Here is a 19,549-nt window from a genome sequence, read left to right as displayed (position 1 = left end):
CCGGTCCTTCCTAATCGTCCCAGGATATCGTCACGCCGATGTCGCCGGGCACGCCGCCCGGAAAATCGATGATCTGATAGGAGATGCGGTAGCCGCGCGGTTTCAGGTAATCGGCCCAGAGCTGGAAGATCTCCTTGGGAATTCCAGTCAGGGTGTTCTCCCAGCCCTTCTCCATCTGATTGATGGCGCGGCCCTTGTCCGTGCACAGCGAGTTGGGAAAGCGATAGACCAGCACCTCCGTGAGACCGTTGCGCACGGCACGCTGGATGATGGTCGAGGCGAGCTTGATCTTCTCCTCCTCGGTCTTGCCCGACGGCTTGCTCAGGCGCTCGATCAGCGCGCGCTTCTCGGCCTCAGCCGCGGCGGCAAGGCGCACATATTCCTCCGCCTTTTCGGCCTCCTTGAGGGCGGCTTCCTTACGAATCTGGGCGGCGTTGGGGATGAGATCGTCTAGGGCGGGCATGGCGGGCGGCTCCTAATGGTTATGCGGTCAGCATGCAGAAAACGTTAGGGCGGGCGCAAAGCGTTCCCTTGATTCAAATCAAGCAAACGCGGACCTATCCGCACATAGTGCCGCCCATGCATGTCCTGACCGGGAGAGACGCTTGAGCGACCAGCTTCATCCGATGGCCCCGCATCATCTGCCGTTCTATCTCGCCCCGGGGAGCGGGACCGATACGCTGATGGTGGTGATGGGCGTATTCCTGATCGGGACCGTGCTCTGGGTCGGCACGCTCTATTGGAAACTGCACAGCCTGCCCGAGCGGATGGCGCACAAATCGCAGAAATTGCAGTTCGAGTTCGTCGCCGTGCTCGGCCTGATCTCGCTGTTCACGCACATGCACATCTTCTGGATCGCCGGCCTGCTGCTCGCGATGGTCGATCTTCCGGATTTCGGCACGCCGCTGCGCAGCATTGCAGGGTCGGTCGAGAAGATCGCCGACGCCACGCCGGTTGCGGATGGCGGGGACGTTCTGACCGAGGCCCCGGCCCCGCCTCCGGCGGAGAAGCCTGAATCCGCGAGGAAGGAGCACAGCCATGCTTGAGCTGCTGATCTGCTCGCTCGTGACGATCCTGCCGGACTACCTCTATCGTCGCTACGCTCAGGGCAAGCGCTTCGGCAAGGAAATCACCTTCTTTTCGGTCTGGTACGAGCTGCGCTGGGGCATCACGGGTTGTCTGATGCTGACGGTGTCGCTGATCACCATGATCTTCTATTTCCATCCGTCGACGTCGTCGGCGACGCTGTACTTCCGCACGGTGCCGATTCTGCCCGAAGGCTCTGGCCGTGTGTCTGAGGTGAAAGTCGGCTTCAGCGCGCCGGTCAAGAAGGGCGACGTGCTGTTCACCCTCGACAGCTCGAAGCAGCAGGCTGCGGTCGAGACCGCCAGGCGCAAGGTGGCGGAGGTCGATGCCGCCATGAAGACGGCGCAGGCGGATGTGGTCAAGGCGGAGGCGCAGCTCGGGGAAGCGAGGGCCAACTACCAGCAGGCCAAGGACGAGCTCGAGGTCAAGAGCGAGCTGCAGCGCCGCAATCCCGGCATCGTTCCGCAGCGCGACATCGACAAGCTCCAGGTGCTGGTCGATCAGCGACAGTCCGGCATCGACGCCGCGACGGCAGCGAGGCAATCGGCGTCCTTGCAGCTTTCCACGTTGCTGCCGGCGCAAAAGGCCAGTGCCGAAGCCGCGCTCGATCAGGCCCAGGTCGATCTCGACAAGACCTATGTGCGTGCCGGCGTCGATGGCCGGGTCGAGCAGTTCTTGGTTCGCACCGGCGACGTCGTCAACCAGTTGATGCGTCCCGCCGGCGTTCTCGTTCCCGAAGGAGCGGGCCGCAAGGCGCTTCAGGCTGGTTTCGGCCAGATCGAGGCGCAGGTGATGAAGGAGGGCATGGTAGCCGAAGCGACTTGCATCTCGAAGCCATGGGTGATCATTCCGATGGTGATCACGACGGTGCAGGACTACATCGCGGCCGGACAGTTTCGCGCCGGCGAGCAGCTCATCGATCCGCAGAACGCCGTCCGCCCCGGCACGATCCTGGTGTTCCTGGAGCCGCTGTACAAGGGCGGCCTTGATGGTGTCACACCGGGCTCGAGCTGCATCGTCAATGCCTACACCAGCAACCACGAGGAGATCTCGGCGAAGGGCACTTCGACCAGCCGGAAGATCGCGCTCCACGTCGTCGACGGCGTCGGCCTCGTCCATGCGCTGCTGCTGCGTATTCAGGCCTTGTTGCTGCCGATCCAGACGCTCGTGCTGAGCGGCGGCCATTGAGCGGCAAGAGGAGGGCTGTCCGTGCGCCGCAATCCCGGCTAGAATTGCCGGGAAAGCAGCGGCCGTAAGCTGCGAGGGTGCAGCATGAGCGGGGGCGCGTCCATAGACCGGCTGAAGCCGCGGCTCGCGGCCGCGCTCCTCTGTCTCGGCCTGCTCGTGGCCGAGTGCCTGTCGGCCGGGCAAGCCGGTGCGGTCGAGCGGAGCAGGGGCGGCGAACTCAAGCGCGTGCTGCTGCTGCATTCCTTCGGCCGCGAATTTCGGCCATGGAGCGAGTATGCGCGCGACATCAAGGCCGAGCTCGAGCGGCAATCGCCCTGGCCGCTCGATATCCAGGAGCACGCGCTGCTCACCGCGCGCTTCAACAATCCGGGTCCCGAGGCGCCCTTCGTCGAGTATCTGCACTCGCTGTACCAGGGGGCGACGCCCGACATCGTCGTGAGCATCGGCGCGCCCGCCGCCCGATTTGCGCAGAGATACCGCGCCCGACTGTTCCCCAATGCGCCCCTGATTCTGACCGCAGTGGAGCATCGACTGATCGATCGCGCCGATCTCGGCGACAACGATGTCGTCGTGGCCGTGCGCAACGATTTCGTCGCGGCCTTCGATAACATTCTTCAGGTTCTGCCCGATACAAGATCGGTCGCGATCGTGGTCGGGGCTTCGCCGCTCGAGACGTTTTGGACCGAGGAGCTGAAGCGGGAGCTGAAACCTCTTGCCGAGCGGATCGAGCTCGTCTGGTACGCGGGTTTGTCCTTCGAGGAGATCCTGAAGCGCTCGTCGAAGCTCCCGCCACACACGGCGCTGTTCTGGGGTTTGATGTCCGTCGATGCGGCCGGGGTCGTCTTTGAGAGCGACTGGGCCCTGCGCAGCCTGCATGCCGTCGCGAACGCCCCGATCTTTTCCTACCAGGAGCCGTTTTTCGGCGAGGGCACGGTCGGGGGACCGATGCACTTGATTGGGGAAACGACTTCGCGGACCGTCAGCGCGGCGATCGGCATTCTCAGCGGTGCCAAACCTGCGAGCATCAATTATGAGCCGATTGCCTTCGCCGCGCCGCGCTACGATTGGCGGGAGTTGCAGCGCTGGGGCATCAGCGAGAGCCGCCTGCCCAAGGGAAGCACCATCCTGTTTCGTGAGCCGAGTATCTGGCAGCGCTATCACTGGCAGATGCTGATGATCTCGGCCGTGTTCCTGGTCCAGGCCGGACTCATCAGCGGGCTCCTGCACGAGCGTCGCCGCCGGCGGGTTGCCGAAGTCGAATCGCGTCAGCGGCTGACGGAACTCGCCCACTTGAACCGCTACTCGGCCGTTGGCGAGCTGACCACCTCGATCGCGCATGAACTTAACCAGCCCCTCGGATCGATTCTGACCAACGCCGAAACGGCAGAGCTCATGCTCAAGGCTGCCCAGCCCGATCTGGTCGAGATCCAGCAGATCCTCGCCGACATCAGAAGGGACGACCAACGGGCGAGCGAGGTGATCCGCAGGCTACGCAGCGTTCTGAAAAAGACCCCGTTCGAGGTCAAGGACATCGAGCTCAACGATACTGTGCGCGAAGCAATTGGGCTCGTGAAGGCCCTCGCCCAGGGGCGCCGGATCACGTTGAGCTATCTGCCGGTCATGGCCGGCCTTCACGTCAAGGGCGATCCGGTCCAGCTTCAGCAGGTCATTCTCAACCTGATCATCAACGCGATGGATGCGATCTCCGACGCCGACACCGGAAAGCGGGAGGTCAGCGTCGCAACCCTGCGTACTGGCCATCAGGCCGAAATCAGGATCACCGATACCGGGCCTGGAATGGCCGCCTCCGACGTCGCAAACGTCTTCGATCCATTTTTTACGACGAAACCGCAAGGCATGGGCATGGGACTGGCGATCGCCAGGACCATCGTCGAGGCCCATCACGGCACGATCGCTGCTGCGAACCAGCCTGCGGGCGGCGCGCTGTTCACGATCCGGATTCCGATCGCGCGCTGAGAGATGATGCGCGTCTCTCCAGGGCGGGCTGTCTCGGCCAAATCCTTGTCGAGGCTCGTGCGTCCTTGCGCTGCGGCAGCCTCGACGGCCTCGTTTCGTTGATCTCGATCAACAAATGCCTGCGCCCCGGCTTGATCCTCCCGCACTGCAAGTCCGAGGGAGGAAGTAATGTTTCGCTGCGGCAACACCCTGATGGCACTGGCGCTTGTGATGGCGACTTCGGTCGCTGCAATGGCGCAGACCACGACACCTGCCGCGCCGGCGCCGCAGGCGCAGCCCACGAGCCCGCCTGCAGCGACGGCCGAGCTCTTGAAGCCCGAGCAGCTCGAGGCCCTGGTCGCGCCGATCGCGCTTTATCCCGACGAGCTGCTCGCCAATGTACTTGCCGCCTCGACCTATCCGTTGGAAGTGGTGCAGGCCGACCGCTGGCTGAAGGAGCGCAAGAACCTGAGGGGCGATGCGCTGAAGACGGAAGTGGAGAAGCAGGCTTGGGACGACAGCATCAAGGCGCTGGCCAGCACTGCCGATGTCCTGACCATGATGAGCGACCAGCTCGACTGGACCAAGAAGCTGGGCGACGCCTTTCTCGCGCAGCAACCTGACGTGATGGATGCGATCCAGCGTTTGCGCACCAAGGCCTATGACAACAAGAAGCTGGTGACGACCAAGCAGCAGAAGGTCAGTGTCCAGTCTCAGGAAGGCAAGCAGGTCGTCGTGATCCAGCAGGCCGATCCCGCGGCGATGTACGTGCCGTATTACGATCCGGCGACGGTCTACGGCAGCTGGCCTTATGCGGAGTATCCGCCTTATTACTGGGGCTACCCGTCCTATATCGGCGCCGGCATGGTCGCCGCCGGCATCGCCTTCGGCACGGCCTGGGCGATCGGACGCTGGGGCAATTACTGGGGCGGCGGCTGCAACTGGGGCAATCGCAATGTCTATGTCAACCATCGCACCACCAACATCGGCAACGGCTGGCAGCACAATCCGGCGCATCGCGGTGGCGTGCGCTACAACAACGCTAACGTTCAGCAGCGCTTCGGCAACAACAATCTGAAGGCCGGCGTGTCCGACCGGATGGATTTCCGCGGTCGCGACGGCAATCAGGTGCTGCGCCCCAACCAGGGTGCCGGAAGCCGCGCCGGAGATCGCGCTGGTGACCGCGGCGATCCGGGCGATCGCGCGAGCAATCGCGGCGACCGTGCAGGCGCGGGCGATCGTCCAAGCGCAGGTACGCGCGACCGGCCGGGCGGCGGTGATCGCCCCGGTGCCGGCGATCGGGCCAAGGGCGCGGCCAAGGGCGGCGGCGATCGCGCCAAGGCTGCGAACCGCGCCGGCGGCGGTGCAGCCAATCGTGGCGGCGGCAATCGCGGCGGTGCCATGAACGTCTCCTCCGGCCGCTCGGCTGCCGCAGCATCCGCGCGCGGCCGCGCCAGCATGGCGAGCATGCCGCGCGGTGGCGGCGGCCCAAGCTTTGCCGGCCGCGGCGGCGCTGGCGGAATGGCGATGCGTGGCGGCGGAGGAGGCGGCTTCCGTGGCGGTGGCGGCGGTGGACGGCGCTCCGACATCGCGCTGAAGCATGATGTCGTCCTGCTCGGTCATCTCTCGAACGGCCTTGGCTATTATCGGTTCAGCTATATCGGCAGCGAAAAGGCCTATGTCGGCGTGATGGCGCAGGAGGTCCAGCAGGTGATGCCAGCTGCCGTGACCCGCGGCAGCGACGGCTATCTGCGCGTCCATTACGAAAAGCTCGGGCTGACATTCCGCACCTACCGCGACTGGCTCGCCGGCGGCGCGAAGATTCCTGCGGAGGTGACGCAATGACCGGTTTGAAATCGTTCCGGCGCGCGGTGTTGCCCGGCCTCGTCGCGCTCGCACTGGTCGGATCGGCATCGCTCGCGCAGGAATCCTACAAGACCCCGGAAGACGCCGCGGCTGCGCTTGCCGCCGCGGTCAAGAGCGGCCCGAAGGACATTCTGAAAGTGCTCGGCAGGAAAGCCGAGGACATCGTCTCCTCGGGTGACGAGGTCGCGGACAACGACATCCGGGCGCGTTTCAGCTCGATGTATGACGCCAAGCACGGCATCAAGGCGGAGGGCAACAAGACCGCGACGCTGTTGCTCGGGCCGGACGATTTTCCGTTCCCGATTCCGCTGGTCAACACCAGGACGGGCTGGGAGTTCGACGCCGACGAGGGACGGATCGAGGTGCTGCGCCGTCGCATCGGGCGCAACGAGCTCGACGCGATCCAGACCATGCTCGCCTATGTCGACGCGCAAAACGAATATGCCAACAAGGACCGCGGCGAGGGCGTCGGCGTTTACGCGCAGCGCATCGTCTCCTCGCCCGGCAAGAAGGATGGGCTGTTCTGGCGCGACGACAGCGATCCGAGCCCGCTCGGCGCGCTGGCGGCCGAGGCCTCGAAGGAGGGCTATCGCGCCGGCGATGTCGGCTCCGCGCCCTATCACGGCTACTATTTCCACATCCTCAAGGGGCAGGGACCGGATGCACGCGGCGGCGCGCTCAATTATGTCGTCAAGGGCAAGATGATCGGCGGCTTCGGCTTGATCGCCTGGCCTGCGGAATACGGCAATTCCGGCGTCATGACCTTCCTCGTCAATCACGACGGCGTCGTCTACCAGAAGGATCTCGGCAAGCGCACGGAGTTCATCGCCGAGCGCACCACACAGTTCAATCCCGATCAGACCTGGAAGAAGATCGATGCCGCAAAACCCTGAACGGCGCATGCGGATGTTCCGCCTGATCGCGCTCCTGCTGCTGGCGCTTGGGCTCGCCGCGCCAACGCCGTCCTTTGCGCAGGCGGCCGGGCATGTCCGCGCCAAAATCGTCAAGGCCGGCCTCCTAGTCGGCGGCGGCGTCGGTAGCGGCGTGCTGACCTATCGCGGCAAGACCTATCCGTTCAAGATCAACGGTCTGAGCTTCGGCATCACGGCCGGGGCCACGGTCGGCCATTTCGACGGTTGGGCGTCGGGAATCCGCGATGTCAGTGACTTCGTCGGCACCTACAGCTCTGTCGGCGGCGGCTTTGCGCTGGTTGGCGGCGTCAACAGCGTTCACCTTCGCAACGAGAAGGGCGTGACCATCGTGCTACAAGGCCCGAAGGCGGGACTCGAACTCGCCGCCAATATCAGTCAGATCACGATCGCCCTGAGATGAGGCTCAAGCCGGCCCTAGGGCAAGGGTCAAACGCACTGTCCTTGGATCATCGCTTCGCGCAGGCCTGAAGTCGGACTTCGCGAACACCCGCCGCATCGACGCGTTATCGGATAGAACCTCGGCCGTGAGCTCCCGCATTCCCTGTTCCCGCGCGATGTCGATGAGATGCCTCAGCAGCAGGGAACCGATTCCGCGGCCTTGCCAGGCATCCACCACGACGAAGGCCATTTCGGCCTCGCCGGGATTTGTGACCACATATCGGCCGCCGCCGACGATCGCGGGACGACCCCGTTCCTCGATCCAGGCAGCCAGCGCGACGTGAGTGCTGAAATCGACGTCCATGAAGAAGGCGCGCTCCTTCTCCGAGAAATGCCGCTTCAAAATGAAGAACCGGCTTTGGAGCGACTGCGGCCCGGTGCGCTTGATGGCGGCGAGCATATCCGCCTCGTCGCTGGCTCGAAGCGCGCGGATCTGGACCGGAGTGCCGTCCTTCAGTACGGCGTGCGCGCTGTAATTTGCAATTTGTGACATGCCGATATCGCCCGGCAGAAATCGGTGCGTCAAGTCTCATGACTTTCCACTGCAGGATAAGAGCCTTGCAAGATGCAGATCATCTTGACCTAGATCAACGTTCGTCCTTGCCCAGCGCCGTCAATTGTCGAACGCGACGGAGAGGCCGAAAATATGTCCATGGAAAAGCTGCAAATTCCGAGCGATCCAATATCGGGGCTGGTGGCCTCGGCGATCGAATACCTGGTCGATGCGGGACAGCGCAGCGTCCTGTTCCTGGACATCATGCGCCGGCGCGGTGATCAGTACAGGGAGCACCTCGCGCAAACCGCCCCACATGTTCTCCAGTATGCCGCTGAATTGATCATGGATGGCCGCAAGCTCGCCGAGCCGGTCAATTATGCGCTGGTGCGCATCGTTCCGCCGGACAATGTCGAGATCGACATGAACCGGAGGCCGTTCATCGTGGTCGATCCACGCGCGGGCCACGGCCCCGGCATCGGTGGCTTCAAGGCGGACAGCGAGATCGGCGTGGCGATGCAAGCAGGCCACCCCTGCTATTTCATCGGATTCCTGCCGGATCCAATGCCCGGACAGACCATCGAGCGCATTGCTCGTGCCGAAGCCATCTTCATCGAAAAGGTCATCAGTCGTCATCCGGATGCCGAGGGCAAGCCCTGCGTGATCGGCAATTGCCAGGCTGGATGGGCCGTCATGATCCTGGCCTCGCTGCGTCCTGAACTTTTCGGACCGTTGATCATTGCCGGCGCGCCGCTGGCCTATTGGGCCGGCGTGCACGGAAAATATCCGATGCGCTACTCAGGCGGGCTCCTCGGCGGAAGCTGGCTGACGGCTCTGGCCTCCGATCTCGGCGCTGGCAAATTCGATGGTGCATGGCTGGTGCAAAATTTTGAGAACCAGAACCCATCGAACACGCTGTGGACCAAGCAGTACAACGTTTATGCAAAGGTCGACACCGAGGCAGACCGTTATCTTGAATTCGAGCGTTGGTGGGGCGGCCACGTCAACCTGAACGCCGAGGAAATTCAGTTCATCGTCGATGAGTTGTTCGTCGGCAACAATCTTGCCTCAGGCAACATCGAAATGTCTGATGGCCGGAAGGTTGACCTTCGCAACATCGGATCGCCGATCGTGGTGTTCTGCTCCGAGGGCGACAACATCACGCCGCCGCAGCAGGCGCTGCATTGGATCCTGGATTGCTACGCCGACGTCGACGAGATCAGGGCCTATGGGCAGACCATCGTCTACACTGTGCATGAGAGCGTCGGTCACCTCGGTATCTTCGTGTCCGGTGGTGTCGCCAAGAAGGAGCATGCGGAATTTTCAAGCAACATCGATCTCATCGACGTTCTGCCGCCCGGGCTCTATGAAGCCACCTTCGAGGCAAAGGGCGAGGAGACCGTGAGCTCAGACCTCGTCATCGGTCAGTGGGTAATGCGTTGCGAGGCACGGACCCTCGATGACATCCGCGCCATGGGCGGTAATTCGCCCGAGGACGAGCGGCGCTTTGCCGCCGCCAAGCGCGTCTCGGAGATCAATCTGGCGGCGTACCAGAAATTTGTTCAGCCATGGGTCAAGGCCATGGTGACGCCCCAGATGGCCGAATGGGCCCACAACATGCACCCGTTGCGGCTGCAATACGAGCTCTTCAGCAGCCGGAATCCCTGTATGGCGATAGTGAAATCGTTGGCCGAGAAGGCCGTCGAGGAGCGCAAGCCGGTCGCGAAGGACAATCCATTCCTGGCGTTCCAGGAGCAGATGTCGAAGCTGATTGTGCATACCCTGGACAGCTGGCGCGATTCACAGGAGGCGCTCAGCGAAGCGATCTTCCTCAGCGTTTATGGGTCGCCGGCGCTGCAGGCCGCGGTCGGAATTGATCCCACTTCCGTGCCATCCCGGCGGCGAGAGATGTCCGCCGAGCATCGTGCCATGCTCGAGAAGCGCATTGCCGAGCTCAGATCCCGGATCGGCGAGGGCGGCCTTCGTGAAGCCGCGCTGCGCGCCTTGCTCTATGTCGGCTCGGCGCGTGGGATGGTCGACGAACGAAGTATCGAGGCTCTGCGCCAGATCCGCCGCAAACATGGTGGCGCACGCATGAGCCTTGCCGAATTCAAAATGCTAGTGCGTGAGCAGTTCTTCATGCTGCTGCTCGATCGTGACAGGGCGCTCGCCGCTATTCCGAAGTTGCTGCCTGACGACATGAACCGTCGCCGTGGGGCATTTGAGGCGATCGAGCAGGTGCTGTCGGCCAGTGCGGATGTCACGGGCGAGCGCGCAAACCGCCTGAGGCAGGTCGCTGGCCTGTTTGGCATCGACACCGCGGAAGGTTCCGAAAGGGCGTCGAACGTTGCCCCTTTCGATCCCAAAGCGAAGGCGTCGTAACGCGGGTTGCAAGGATCGGGAGCGACATCATGTCAGCAGATGTGACAGCCACGCAGTCTCCCAGCAAGTACGATCGCCTGATCGCTGCGGCCAAGGCGATCCCGCCGACGCCGACCGTCGTCGTGCATCCCTGCGATGAGACATCCTTGCGGGGCGCCGTCGACAGCGCGTCCGCCGGCATCATCCGGCCCCTCCTGGTCGGGCCGGAGCGGAAGATCAAGGATACGGCCGCGAGGTTCGCCCTGGACATTTCCGGCTACGAGGTCGTCGATGCCGCGCACAGCGACGATGCCGCGGCCAAGGGCGTCGAATTGATCCATGCCGCGCGGGGCGAATTGCTGATGAAGGGCAGCCTGCATACGGACGAGCTGATGCGGGCCGTGACGGCGAAGGCCGGGGGCCTGCGGACAGACCGGCGCATCAGCCATGTCTTCGTCATGGATGTGCCGGCCTATGCCGAGACCATCTTCGTCACCGACGCCGCGATCAACATCTTCCCTGATCTCGACGCCAAGCGCGACATCATCCAGAACGCCATCGATCTGTACACCCAGGCGAACTTCGGCAAATCGCCGCGCGTCGCCATCCTGTCGGCCGTCGAGACGGTCACGTCGAAGATCCCGTCCACGATCGAGGCGGCTGCGCTCTGCAAGATGGCGGACCGCGGGCAAATCACCGGCGGCGTGCTCGATGGGCCGCTGGCCTTCGACAACGCCATCGACATCGACTCCGCACGCATCAAGGGCATCAAGTCCGAGGTGGCCGGCCGCGCCCAGATCCTGGTCGTGCCCGACCTCGAAGCGGGCAACATGCTTGCCAAGAACCTCGCCTATTTCGCCAAGGCTGACGGCGCCGGCATCGTGCTCGGCGCGCGCGTCCCCGTCGTCCTGACCTCGCGCGCGGACAGCCCAAGAGCGCGGATGGCGTCCTGCGCGGTTGCTGCACTTTATGCTCACGCGCGGCGCCAGAAGGCGCCGACAATCGCGGCGTAACCGCCATGGACAGCATCCTCGTCGTCAATGCCGGCTCATCGAGCGTCAAGTTCCAGGTCTTTGCGGTGGAGAGCGAGGGCGCTCTGCGCCGCCTGATCAAGGGGCAGGTGGACGGCATCGGCAACCGGCCGCGCTTGCGGGCAAGCAGGGCAGGCAACGACCCCATGGCGGACCGGGCCTATCCGATCGAGGCCATTCCGGACGTGCCGGCGGCGATGCAAGTGGCGGGGGAATGGCTGCGGAACGAGGCTCGGATCAATCCGTTGGCGGTCGGGCATCGTGTCGTCCATGGCGGGCCGGACTATGAACGGCCGGTTCTCGTCGATCATGGCGTGGTGGCACGGCTGGAACGCTTCGTCACGTTGGCGCCGCTGCATCAGCCGCACAATCTGGCGCCGATCCGCTCGATACTGGCCAATTTCCCGACGATCCCGCAGGTCGCCTGCTTCGACACGGCGTTTCACCGCACCCACGCTCCGCTGGCCGATCATTACGCCATCCCCCATCAGCTCCACGCCGAAGGCGTGCGGCGCTATGGCTTCCACGGGCTCTCCTATGAGTACATCTCCAGGGCCCTGCCGCAGATCGCGCCAGAGGTCGCAAAGCGCAGGGTGATTGTCGCCCATCTCGGCAGTGGCGCGTCGATGTGCGCGATGAAGAATGGGCTGAGCGTCGAGAGCACGATGGGTTTCACCGCGCTCGACGGGCTGCCGATGGGCACGCGTCCGGGCCAGCTCGATCCCGGAGTCGTGCTGTATCTGCTGTCCGAGAAGGGGATGACAGCATCGAAGGTGCAGGATTTTCTCTATCGCGATTGCGGATTGAAGGGGCTTTCCGGGGTCAGCAACGACATGCGCGAGCTGGAGGCGAGCCTTGATCCGCAAGCGAAGCTGGCGGTGGACTATTTCGTCTATCGCATCGGCCTCAACGCCGGCATGCTGGCGGCGGCGCTGCAGGGGATCGATGCCTTCGTCTTCACCGCCGGCATCGGCGAGAACTCGAGCGGCATCCGCGCGCGTGTGGCGGAGCAGCTCGGCTGGCTTGGCGTGGCACTCGACCCTGCCGAGAACACGCGCCATTCGCGGCTGATCTCGGCAAAGACGAGCCTCGTTCCGGTCTACGTCGTCCCGACGGACGAGGAGCTCATGATCGCGCAGCACACGCTGACGCTGCTGATGAACGGCCAATCGCCCAACCCCAGACAAGAGAGGGTGTCATGATTCCAGTATTTCCGGACAGCAAGGTCGCGCTGAAGGGGAAAAAGGGCCTCGTCGTCGGCATCGCCAACGACCAGTCGATCGCCTGGGGCTGCGCCAGGGCGTTTCGCGCACTCGGCGCCGATCTCGCCGTCACCTATCTGAACGACCGCGCCAAGAAGCACGTCGAGCCGCTGGCGCAGGCGCTCGAAGCGCCGATCTTCGTGCCGCTCGATGTCATGGTCGAGGGCCAGACCGAGACGGTGTTCGAGCGGATCAAGTCGGAATGGGGACAACTCGATTTCCTGCTTCATTCCATCGCCTTCTCGCCAAAGGAAGCACTGCACGGCCGCGTGGTCGATGTCGGCCGCGACGGCTTTCTGAAGACCATGGACGTCTCCTGCTGGTCGTTCCTGCGGATGGCACATCTTGCCGAACCCCTGATGAAGAACGGCGGCACGATGTTCACCATGACCTATTACGGCAGCCAGATGGTGGTGGAGAACTACAACATCATGGGCGTCGCCAAGGCGGCGCTCGAGGCCGCGGTTCGCTATGCCGCTGCCGAGCTCGGTCCGAAGGGCATCCGCGTGCACGCGATCTCGCCAGGACCGCTTGCGACCCGCGCGGCCTCGGGCATTCCGGAGTTCGACGAGCTGATGGACAAGGCGCAATCCAAGGCGCCCTCGCGCAGCCTCGTCAGCATCGATGACGTCGGCAATGCCACCGCGTTTCTGGCGCTCGACGGCGCCAAGCTGATCACCGGTGGCGTGCTCTACATCGACGGCGGCTATCACATCATCGATTGACGCCGCGGTGCCGCTGCGCTGAGCAGTCCGGCGGCCCATAGGCTGATGGTGACATATTGCCGGTGTTTTGCCCGACGGCGCAATCGGCTCCGGAGCGAAAAAGAAATCTCAGTCACATCAGCCCCATGGCTACTGTGCATGGGGTTGTTTTTCGACTTTTTTGATTCAGCGATAGTGCAGCGCGATGAGTTCGGCGACGCAGGCCGGCTTCTTGCCGCCCTCGATCTCGATCACGAGGTGGTAGTGGACGCGCAGCCCGTCCGGCGGCACGTCCTCCGCTTCCGCAATCGTGACCCGGCCGCGCAGCTTCGAGCCTGCCGGCACCGGTGCAAGATACCTGATCCGATCTGCGCCGTAGTTGAGCGTGTTGCGCAGGCCCTTGAGGCCGATGACCGAGCGGATGAACAGCGGGGCAAGAGCAAGCGAGAGCAGGCCATGGGCGATGGTCTTGCCGCCGGGCATCTCCCGCTCGGCGCGCTCCTGGTCGACATGGATCCATTGCTCGTCGCAGGTCGCCTCGGCGAACTGGTTGATGCGGTCCTGTGTGATCTCGATCCAGTCGCTGGCACCGATCTCAGTGCCGATTGCAGATTTGATCTCGTTGAAGTCGCTGAATATTCGCATGGGTTGACCCGTTTAGATCCTCATCTCCGGAACATTGTCGGGAATGGCGAGATCGGCCTCTGTCAGCGCCAGGACCTCGCCGACGCTCAGGCCGGGCGCTGTTTCCAGCAACGTCGCCTTGCCATCGGGAAAACCGATCACGGCCATGTCCGTCACGACAAGGTTGACAGGGCGCGCCGAGGTCAGCGGCAGCGAGCATTTCGCCACAATCTTCGACTTGCCCTTGGCCGCGTGCTGCATGGCGACGATCACGCGCTTGGCGCCGGTGACGAGGTCCATTGCGCCGCCCATGCCCGGGACCATCTTGCCCGGAATCATCCAGTTCGCGAGATGGCCATGCGCATCGACCTGGAGGCCGCCGAGCACGGTGACATCGACGTGGCCGCCGCGGATCAATCCGAACGACATCGCACTGTCGAAGGTGGAGGCGCCCGGCAGCGCGCTGATCGGGCGTCCGCCGGCATCGGTGAGCGTCGGATGCGCCATGCCCTGCTCGGGGATCGGCCCGGTGCCGATCAGTCCGTTCTCCGACTGGAAGAAGACCTTCAGATCCGACGGCACATAGTTGGCGACCAGGGTCGGAATGCCGATGCCGAGATTGACGAGATTGCCGTTCCTCAGCTCCTTGGCGACACGCCGGGCGATGATGATCTGGGGATCCATGATGTCACCCGTTGGTGATGAGATAGTCGACGAGCGGTGCGGGGGTGACGACGTGATCGGGTGCAATCACGCCGACCGGGACGATATGCTCCGCCGTCACGATGACGGTGTCGGCCGCCATCGCCATGACCGGGTTGAAATTGCGGGAGGTGAGGGCGTAGGCGAGATTGCCGAGGTAGTCGGCGAGGAAGGCGTGCACCAGTGCGAATTGCGCCCGCAGCGCCGTCTCCAGCAGGAACGGCTTGCCGTCGACTTCGATCTGGCGCTTGCCTTCGGCCAGCAGCGTTCCGACGCCGGTCGGCGTCAGCACGCCGCCGAGGCCGCATCCACCGGCGCGGATACGCTCGACGAACGTGCCTTGCGGCACGAGATCGACGGCGATCTGGTTCGCCAGCATCTGCTGCTGCGCCTTCGGATTGAGACCGATATGCGTTGCCGTCAGCTTCGACACCAGGGTCTGATCGAACAGCTTGCCGACGCCCTTGCCGGGCGTGGCCGCGTCATTCGAGATCAAGGTGAGACCAGTCTTTCTCTGGCGCACGACTTCGTCGAGCAGCCGCTCCGGTGTTCCAACTCCCATGAATCCGCCAACCATGACGCTGGCGCCCGCCGGGATCATCGCAACGGCTTCTTCGACGGAAACGGCCTTCATGATCGAAACTCCCGGTCGGCCGACGATGGGCTGAAGGGCGGCAATGAGCGGATGTTGGCGGGCGGGGGGCGGACTCTCTTGATCTGGGTCAAGGCTTCCGGATCATTCCGCTTCGGCTACGTCGATGCCGATGCTTTCGAGTGTTTCGCGCCAGAGCTTGCGAACACCGACGTGGCGCTGCTCGAGTGCCGCGCTCACCGCATCCCGGTACGGAGCAAGCTCGGAGCCTCTAAGGAATAGGATCTGGGCTTGCAGCAGCCGGCCGCACTCGAATTCGATGCGACGCAGCGCCATGACGAAAGGATCCTGCGCATTGACTTCGACCGGGAGCAGCGCAGCCGGCCGGATGCCGCCGTGCACGGCATGGGCGAGCGTTGCGAGCTGGACCGCCTGGGCAAGATGAGGATCCGTGATCTCTGCGAGCGGCGCAGGAAGCCAAGCGGTCTCCCAGGTCATCAGCATGGATCCCAAGGCAACATCCGGGACCCACGAGGTGGCGCGCATCAGCAGGGAGACGATCTCGGTCTCGCGATAGAACTGTGCGTTCAATTCGGTCTGCCAGGCCGCTTCGAACCTCGCCGGCAGCGAGAGGGCGAATTGCCGCGCCAGGGCACCATGCGCCGAGATCAGGAACGTCCCGACCCGCGTCTGCTGGCGCGGCGGAATGCGGCCGTCGGGGTCGAGCGGGCCGAGGAAGCCGCTCATGGCATCGCTCTCCTGACCGGGATGGCACGCAGATGGTCGTAACCGTCTGGAAACGGCGTCAGCTCCCCGCCCACCTCATCCGGTGCCACCCAAATCGATTGATGTCCCTTCCATCGCCCCGCCAGCACGTCATCAGCGAAGCGCGCCAGCAGGTCCGCCGTCAGCGCGCCCTTCTCCAGCGTGAACGCATGGTAGGCCTTGGGAATGATCACCAAGGAGCTGTTGGGAATCTCGACACGCAATGTTTCGTGGAGAGCCCGCGGCGTGAGAAAATCGAACTCGCCGTTGAGAATCATGGTCGGAACGGCGATTGCCGACAGGCGCGGCGTGAGCGGCTGGAAGTCGAGGAAGGATTCCATCAGGTTCTGAAGCGCGTAGACGTCATTGACGAGCCAGCCTTGCCGCTTCACGCTATCGAGCTTGTCCAGGAGCGGCTTCAGCCATTGGTCCGACAGGTTCATGGGCAACAGCAGGTCCTGGAGGTAACTCGTGCCGCCGAGGATCAGCCCGGTCCGCAGCGCATTGCCAAGCAGCAAGAGTTGCGGCGACAGCTCCGCAAAGCAGCTCATCGGCACGAGCCCGGCCAGTCGCTTGCCATGCTCGATCGCATATCGCAGTGCAATCAGGCCGCCAAAGCTGATCCCGCTCAGAAAGACCGGACCTTCCCCCAGCTCGTCGATCAGCAAGCCCAAGGCGGCGACCTGATCGTCCTGGCTGATGAAGAGCCTCGGCTTGTCGGAAGCGCCCTGGCCCAGCAGATCGAAGGTCGCAACCCGAAAGCCTCGCGCCGACAAGGTCTCGCGATAGGCGCCCCACAGTTCGGAATATTGCGTCAGCCCGTTCACGAGGACATAGGCCGGCGCGCCCGGCCGCCCGTCGAGCTCATAGCGGATCCGATATGAGCCGTGGCTGAGGAAGGGCATCGCGAGGGCACTGCCGGTGTTTTGATGCCCGCGATCCTCGATCCCTCCAAGCGGATTCCATTGAGTTAGATCAAACCTTCCCGGGCCGCCGTACCTAGCGTTCCACGAAAATCTTCCAGGGAGGACGGCGTCATGTTCGGCCAAGACGCGTTGAAGCGCTGCTTCATGAGCCTGATCGTGCTGCTGCTCGGCACGGCGATCGCAACCGCACAGCCTTTCACGCGCCGCTCGTCGCAGGTGCAGCATGATGGGCTGAAGAAGACCTACGAGATCGCCAACTTCCGTCTCGGCGGCAAGTACGACCTGTCCGATCCCTCCAAATGGGAGAATGGCGGCGAGGCGGGTGTCACCCTGGAGACGCTGGGTGCGGGCAAGCTGCGCACGGCCTATATCGCCATCGGAAATGCCCGGCGCAATGCAGCCGGCGAGATCACCAATGCCATCGTGGTTAACTCCTACTACTCTGGCGACTCCACCGACATGTACGAGCAATGGGTCAAGGGCGCGGCGCTCTCAGGCGGCATGCCGATCATCGGCCCCGGCCGCCCAATCGACACCGACCGTTACTACGTGATCATGGTCGATCCGCTCGGCACCTGGGGAGCGAGCAAGCCGTCCGACGGCCTCGGCGTCAAGTTTCCGCAGTACAGCTACTACGACATGGTGCAGGCCAACTATCGCCTGCTGCGCGACGAGCTCAAGGTCGCGCGCGTCGCGCTGGTCACCGGCGTTTCCATGGGCGGCACGCAGACTTATGTCTGGGGCGTGATGCATCCGGAGTACATCAATGCCCTAATGCCCATCGGCGGCACCACGCAGTCGGATGGCGATGACCCCGTCGGCAACTGGACGTTCCAGATGATGACGGCGGCGATCCAGTCCGATCCTGTCTGGCAGTCCACCAACGGCGACTATTATAAACTGCCCAAGGAAAAGCATCCGCTGCCGGGCGTGGCGTTCGGCTGGTCGATCCTCGGCATGACGGGTTATGATTTTGCCTTCCGCACGACCCAGAACTGGGCGGCGGTCCAGCCGGAGATCTTCTATTGGGATCCGCCGAACGAGAAGGCCGGCCTCAACGTCACCAACCGTGCCAAGCTCTATGACGCCGTCGACCTCGTCTGGCGCAACAGGGTCGGCGAGACCCATAACATCAATCCCTATCTCGGTCGCATTCAGGCCCGCACGCTGGTGATGCACATCACCAACGATCTTTGGCTGAACTTCAAGTTGGCCCAGAAGGCGTCGATCGCGTACCCGGCGCTGACCTGATCGCACAGGAGAGCCCGGTCGCGCATTACGGCGTTTTCCCGATCATCAACCAGCGCAAGAACGATCCGAAGTTCGTCGCTTTCATGGATGACGTGGCGGCCCTCGATCGCGCCCAGAAATTCGTTGACAAGAATTACCGCGTGCCCGACGTCGCCCAGACCATCGATCCCAAGAAGTCGTTCTGGAAGGCCTATGTGACCTATCCCTATCCGGTCAAATTCGGCAGTGCCAAGGACAAGAGCGGCAATTCCTGGGAAATCGGCTACATGGACGAGTATGCCGGCACCGACAAGGATCCGAAGGTGCTCGTCATCATCCACGGCAAGGGCGCATTCGGCGGCCATTACGGCAACGTCATGCAGTACGCGCTGCGCAGCGGCCTGCGCGTGATCGTGCCGGACCTGCCGCATTACGGCATGTCGGGGCCCGGGAATCTTGAGAAGAATCCCGCTCGCACTATGCAGGATATGCGCGAGGTGATCTACGACCTCGTGGTCAACCAGCTCGGCGTCAAGAAGGCGTACTATCTCGGCCACTCGCTCGGCGGCCAGTTCGTCGTGGGCTACGCCCTGACCTGGCCGGATGCGGTCCAGGGCCTCGCCTTGGAGGCGCCCTCCGGCCTCGAGGAATATCCGCGCGAAATCACCATCGGCAAGGACAAGAAGGCGCCTCTCTTCGCCGACGGCCTCGGCCGCGACTTCGACAAGTGGAGGCAGGTCTGGGACCAGACCGGTATTCTCGCCGCCGAAAAGGCGCGCAGCGAGCAGAACATCCGGGACTTCTTCTATTTCAAGAAGCGTGACCCGGACAGCGGCGTGGTGTCGGCTGCGAAGAGCGGCTACTTCTTCAGCGACAGCGAATATGCCCGCTTCCATACCGAGCAGCGTGTCGGGCTCACCAAGGGCAACCCGAAGGAGCTCGATCAGTGGTGCAATGTCTTCATTTTCGACATCTACACGATCGGAGCTGAACTCCAGCAGGATGACCCGAAGAACCTCTATGAGCGGGTCACCCAGATCAAAGCGCCGGTCTTCCTGGCGTTTGGCGACAAGGAGCCGTTCATTCCGACGCCCGCCTTCAACGGGCTGACCGATGTTGGCCGCGACGTCATCACGCCGTTCATGACGCGTATGACCAATGCCGGCAACCGGCCGATGCTCAAGATCTATCCGGAGACCGGACACTTCATCCACACCGACAATCCAGTGGAATACGCTGCCGATGTCGTGGATTTTGTGACCAAGGGGGCGATCGACACATCATCGCCGCTCGGCACCGATCGCATGATCAAGAGTGCCATCGTCTCGGCCCTGCCAGTGGCGCCGACACCGCCTGGAGCGGCGCCGACGGCTGGCCTCAACAAGTAGGGCCC

Annotated in this window: 17 protein-coding genes and 1 pseudogene; 11 read left to right on the top strand and 7 right to left on the bottom strand. The window is 63.5% G+C overall.

What is annotated here, in order from left to right:
- Positions 1 to 10: 10 nt before the first annotated feature.
- Positions 11 to 463 carry a hypothetical protein gene (locus HZZ13_RS08185; RefSeq protein WP_197959121.1) on the bottom strand — a complete coding sequence of 151 codons (453 nt, stop codon included), beginning with the start codon at positions 461 to 463 and terminating at the stop codon, positions 11 to 13.
- A 163-nt stretch (positions 464 to 626) separates the two neighbouring features.
- On the opposite strand from HZZ13_RS08185, the gene HZZ13_RS08180 reads away from it, so the two are divergent.
- The 6 genes from HZZ13_RS08180 (at position 627) to HZZ13_RS08155 (ending at position 7,428) form a co-directional block, all read left to right on the top strand.
- A complete protein-coding gene (locus HZZ13_RS08180; RefSeq protein WP_197959182.1) occupies positions 627 to 1,046 on the top strand; it encodes a hypothetical protein in 420 nt (139 codons plus the stop codon).
- Entirely contained in the window at positions 1,039 to 2,274 is a 1,236-nt protein-coding gene (locus HZZ13_RS08175; RefSeq protein ID WP_197959120.1) for an HlyD family secretion protein, read from the top strand. The genes HZZ13_RS08180 and HZZ13_RS08175 overlap by 8 nt, the downstream gene beginning before the upstream one ends.
- A gap of 84 nt (positions 2,275 to 2,358) precedes the next feature.
- Positions 2,359 to 4,251, top strand: coding sequence for a sensor histidine kinase (locus HZZ13_RS08170; protein ID WP_197959119.1), 1,893 nt, complete (start codon positions 2,359 to 2,361; stop codon positions 4,249 to 4,251).
- Positions 4,252 to 4,419: 168 nt separating this feature from the next.
- Positions 4,420 to 6,075 carry a DUF3300 domain-containing protein gene (locus HZZ13_RS08165; RefSeq protein WP_197959118.1) on the top strand — a complete coding sequence of 552 codons (1,656 nt, stop codon included), beginning with the start codon at positions 4,420 to 4,422 and terminating at the stop codon, positions 6,073 to 6,075.
- Positions 6,072 to 6,989, top strand: a complete 918-nt coding sequence (locus tag HZZ13_RS08160) for a DUF2950 domain-containing protein (RefSeq protein ID WP_197959117.1) — start codon at positions 6,072 to 6,074, stop codon at positions 6,987 to 6,989. Before HZZ13_RS08165 ends, HZZ13_RS08160 begins: the two co-directional genes overlap by 4 nt.
- Positions 6,973 to 7,428 carry a hypothetical protein gene (locus HZZ13_RS08155; RefSeq protein WP_197959116.1) on the top strand — a complete coding sequence of 152 codons (456 nt, stop codon included), beginning with the start codon at positions 6,973 to 6,975 and terminating at the stop codon, positions 7,426 to 7,428. The genes HZZ13_RS08160 and HZZ13_RS08155 overlap by 17 nt, the downstream gene beginning before the upstream one ends.
- Positions 7,429 to 7,431: 3 nt before the next feature.
- Here HZZ13_RS08155 and HZZ13_RS08150 read toward each other — a convergent pair whose 3' ends face one another.
- Positions 7,432 to 7,959, bottom strand: coding sequence for a GNAT family N-acetyltransferase (locus HZZ13_RS08150; protein WP_197959115.1), 528 nt, complete (start codon positions 7,957 to 7,959; stop codon positions 7,432 to 7,434).
- Between the two features lie 159 nt (positions 7,960 to 8,118).
- On the opposite strand from HZZ13_RS08150, the gene HZZ13_RS08145 reads away from it, so the two are divergent.
- From HZZ13_RS08145 to fabI, 4 genes are read left to right on the top strand one after another with little or no spacing between them, the layout of a single operon-like run.
- Positions 8,119 to 10,341 (top strand): DUF3141 domain-containing protein, encoded by a 2,223-nt coding sequence (locus tag HZZ13_RS08145; protein ID WP_376707022.1) that lies wholly within the window; start codon positions 8,119 to 8,121, stop codon positions 10,339 to 10,341.
- A 29-nt stretch (positions 10,342 to 10,370) separates the two neighbouring features.
- Positions 10,371 to 11,333, top strand: a complete 963-nt coding sequence (locus HZZ13_RS08140; protein WP_197959113.1) for a phosphate acetyltransferase — start codon at positions 10,371 to 10,373, stop codon at positions 11,331 to 11,333.
- A 5-nt stretch (positions 11,334 to 11,338) separates the two neighbouring features.
- Positions 11,339 to 12,553, top strand: a complete 1,215-nt coding sequence (locus HZZ13_RS08135) for an acetate/propionate family kinase (RefSeq protein WP_197959112.1) — start codon at positions 11,339 to 11,341, stop codon at positions 12,551 to 12,553.
- Positions 12,550 to 13,338 carry an enoyl-ACP reductase FabI gene (gene fabI / locus HZZ13_RS08130; RefSeq protein WP_197959111.1) on the top strand — a complete coding sequence of 263 codons (789 nt, stop codon included), beginning with the start codon at positions 12,550 to 12,552 and terminating at the stop codon, positions 13,336 to 13,338. The genes HZZ13_RS08135 and fabI overlap by 4 nt, the downstream gene beginning before the upstream one ends.
- Before the next feature lie 165 nt (positions 13,339 to 13,503).
- Here the strand turns inward: fabI and HZZ13_RS08125 are convergent, their stop codons facing one another.
- The 5 genes from HZZ13_RS08125 to HZZ13_RS08105 form a co-directional block, all read right to left on the bottom strand.
- Positions 13,504 to 13,962: a MaoC family dehydratase gene (locus HZZ13_RS08125; RefSeq protein WP_197959110.1), complete on the bottom strand. Its 459-nt coding sequence runs from the start codon at positions 13,960 to 13,962 to the stop codon at positions 13,504 to 13,506.
- Positions 13,963 to 13,974: 12 nt separating this feature from the next.
- A complete protein-coding gene (locus HZZ13_RS08120; protein WP_197959109.1) occupies positions 13,975 to 14,625 on the bottom strand; it encodes a 3-oxoacid CoA-transferase subunit B in 651 nt (216 codons plus the stop codon).
- Positions 14,626 to 14,629: 4 nt separating this feature from the next.
- Positions 14,630 to 15,277, bottom strand: coding sequence for a CoA transferase subunit A (locus HZZ13_RS08115; RefSeq protein WP_197959108.1), 648 nt, complete (start codon positions 15,275 to 15,277; stop codon positions 14,630 to 14,632).
- A 102-nt stretch (positions 15,278 to 15,379) separates the two neighbouring features.
- Positions 15,380 to 15,982: a hypothetical protein gene (locus tag HZZ13_RS08110; RefSeq protein WP_197959107.1), complete on the bottom strand. Its 603-nt coding sequence runs from the start codon at positions 15,980 to 15,982 to the stop codon at positions 15,380 to 15,382.
- On the bottom strand, positions 15,979 to 16,905 hold the full coding sequence (locus HZZ13_RS08105) for an alpha/beta fold hydrolase (protein WP_197959106.1): 927 nt from the start codon (positions 16,903 to 16,905) through the stop codon (positions 15,979 to 15,981). The genes HZZ13_RS08110 and HZZ13_RS08105 overlap by 4 nt, the downstream gene beginning before the upstream one ends.
- Positions 16,906 to 17,037: 132 nt before the next feature.
- Between HZZ13_RS08105 and HZZ13_RS37820 the strand changes: the two are divergent.
- A pseudogene (locus tag HZZ13_RS37820) lies at positions 17,038 to 19,544 on the top strand (alpha/beta hydrolase).
- Positions 19,545 to 19,549: the final 5 nt, after the last annotated feature.

It is taken from the genome of Bradyrhizobium agreste (genome assembly GCF_016031625.1).
Lineage (GTDB): Bacteria > Pseudomonadota > Alphaproteobacteria > Rhizobiales > Xanthobacteraceae > Bradyrhizobium > Bradyrhizobium agreste.
This window is presented reverse-complemented; position numbering and strand designations above follow the sequence as displayed.

Bases quoted from the DNA above. Each gene is read 5' to 3' on its own strand.
- HZZ13_RS08110 (WP_197959107.1), bottom strand. From the start codon at position 15,982: ATGAGCGGCTTCCTCGGCCCGCTCGACCCCGACGGCCGCATTCCGCCG.
- HZZ13_RS08120 (WP_197959109.1), bottom strand. From the start codon at position 14,625: ATGGATCCCCAGATCATCATCGCCCGGCGTGTCGCCAAGGAGCTGAGG.
- HZZ13_RS08115 (WP_197959108.1), bottom strand. From the start codon at position 15,277: ATGAAGGCCGTTTCCGTCGAAGAAGCCGTTGCGATGATCCCGGCGGGC.
- HZZ13_RS08175 (WP_197959120.1), top strand. From the start codon at position 1,039: ATGCTTGAGCTGCTGATCTGCTCGCTCGTGACGATCCTGCCGGACTAC.
- HZZ13_RS08105 (WP_197959106.1), bottom strand. From the start codon at position 16,905: ATGCCCTTCCTCAGCCACGGCTCATATCGGATCCGCTATGAGCTCGAC.
- HZZ13_RS08140 (WP_197959113.1), top strand. From the start codon at position 10,371: ATGTCAGCAGATGTGACAGCCACGCAGTCTCCCAGCAAGTACGATCGC.
- HZZ13_RS08150 (WP_197959115.1), bottom strand. From the start codon at position 7,959: ATGTCACAAATTGCAAATTACAGCGCGCACGCCGTACTGAAGGACGGC.
- HZZ13_RS08135 (WP_197959112.1), top strand. From the start codon at position 11,339: ATGGACAGCATCCTCGTCGTCAATGCCGGCTCATCGAGCGTCAAGTTC.
- HZZ13_RS08145 (WP_376707022.1), top strand. From the start codon at position 8,119: ATGGAAAAGCTGCAAATTCCGAGCGATCCAATATCGGGGCTGGTGGCC.
- HZZ13_RS08165 (WP_197959118.1), top strand. From the start codon at position 4,420: ATGTTTCGCTGCGGCAACACCCTGATGGCACTGGCGCTTGTGATGGCG.
- HZZ13_RS08155 (WP_197959116.1), top strand. From the start codon at position 6,973: ATGCCGCAAAACCCTGAACGGCGCATGCGGATGTTCCGCCTGATCGCG.
- HZZ13_RS08170 (WP_197959119.1), top strand. From the start codon at position 2,359: ATGAGCGGGGGCGCGTCCATAGACCGGCTGAAGCCGCGGCTCGCGGCC.
- HZZ13_RS08180 (WP_197959182.1), top strand. From the start codon at position 627: ATGGCCCCGCATCATCTGCCGTTCTATCTCGCCCCGGGGAGCGGGACC.
- fabI (WP_197959111.1), top strand. From the start codon at position 12,550: ATGATTCCAGTATTTCCGGACAGCAAGGTCGCGCTGAAGGGGAAAAAG.
- HZZ13_RS08185 (WP_197959121.1), bottom strand. From the start codon at position 463: ATGCCCGCCCTAGACGATCTCATCCCCAACGCCGCCCAGATTCGTAAG.
- HZZ13_RS08125 (WP_197959110.1), bottom strand. From the start codon at position 13,962: ATGCGAATATTCAGCGACTTCAACGAGATCAAATCTGCAATCGGCACT.
- HZZ13_RS08160 (WP_197959117.1), top strand. From the start codon at position 6,072: ATGACCGGTTTGAAATCGTTCCGGCGCGCGGTGTTGCCCGGCCTCGTC.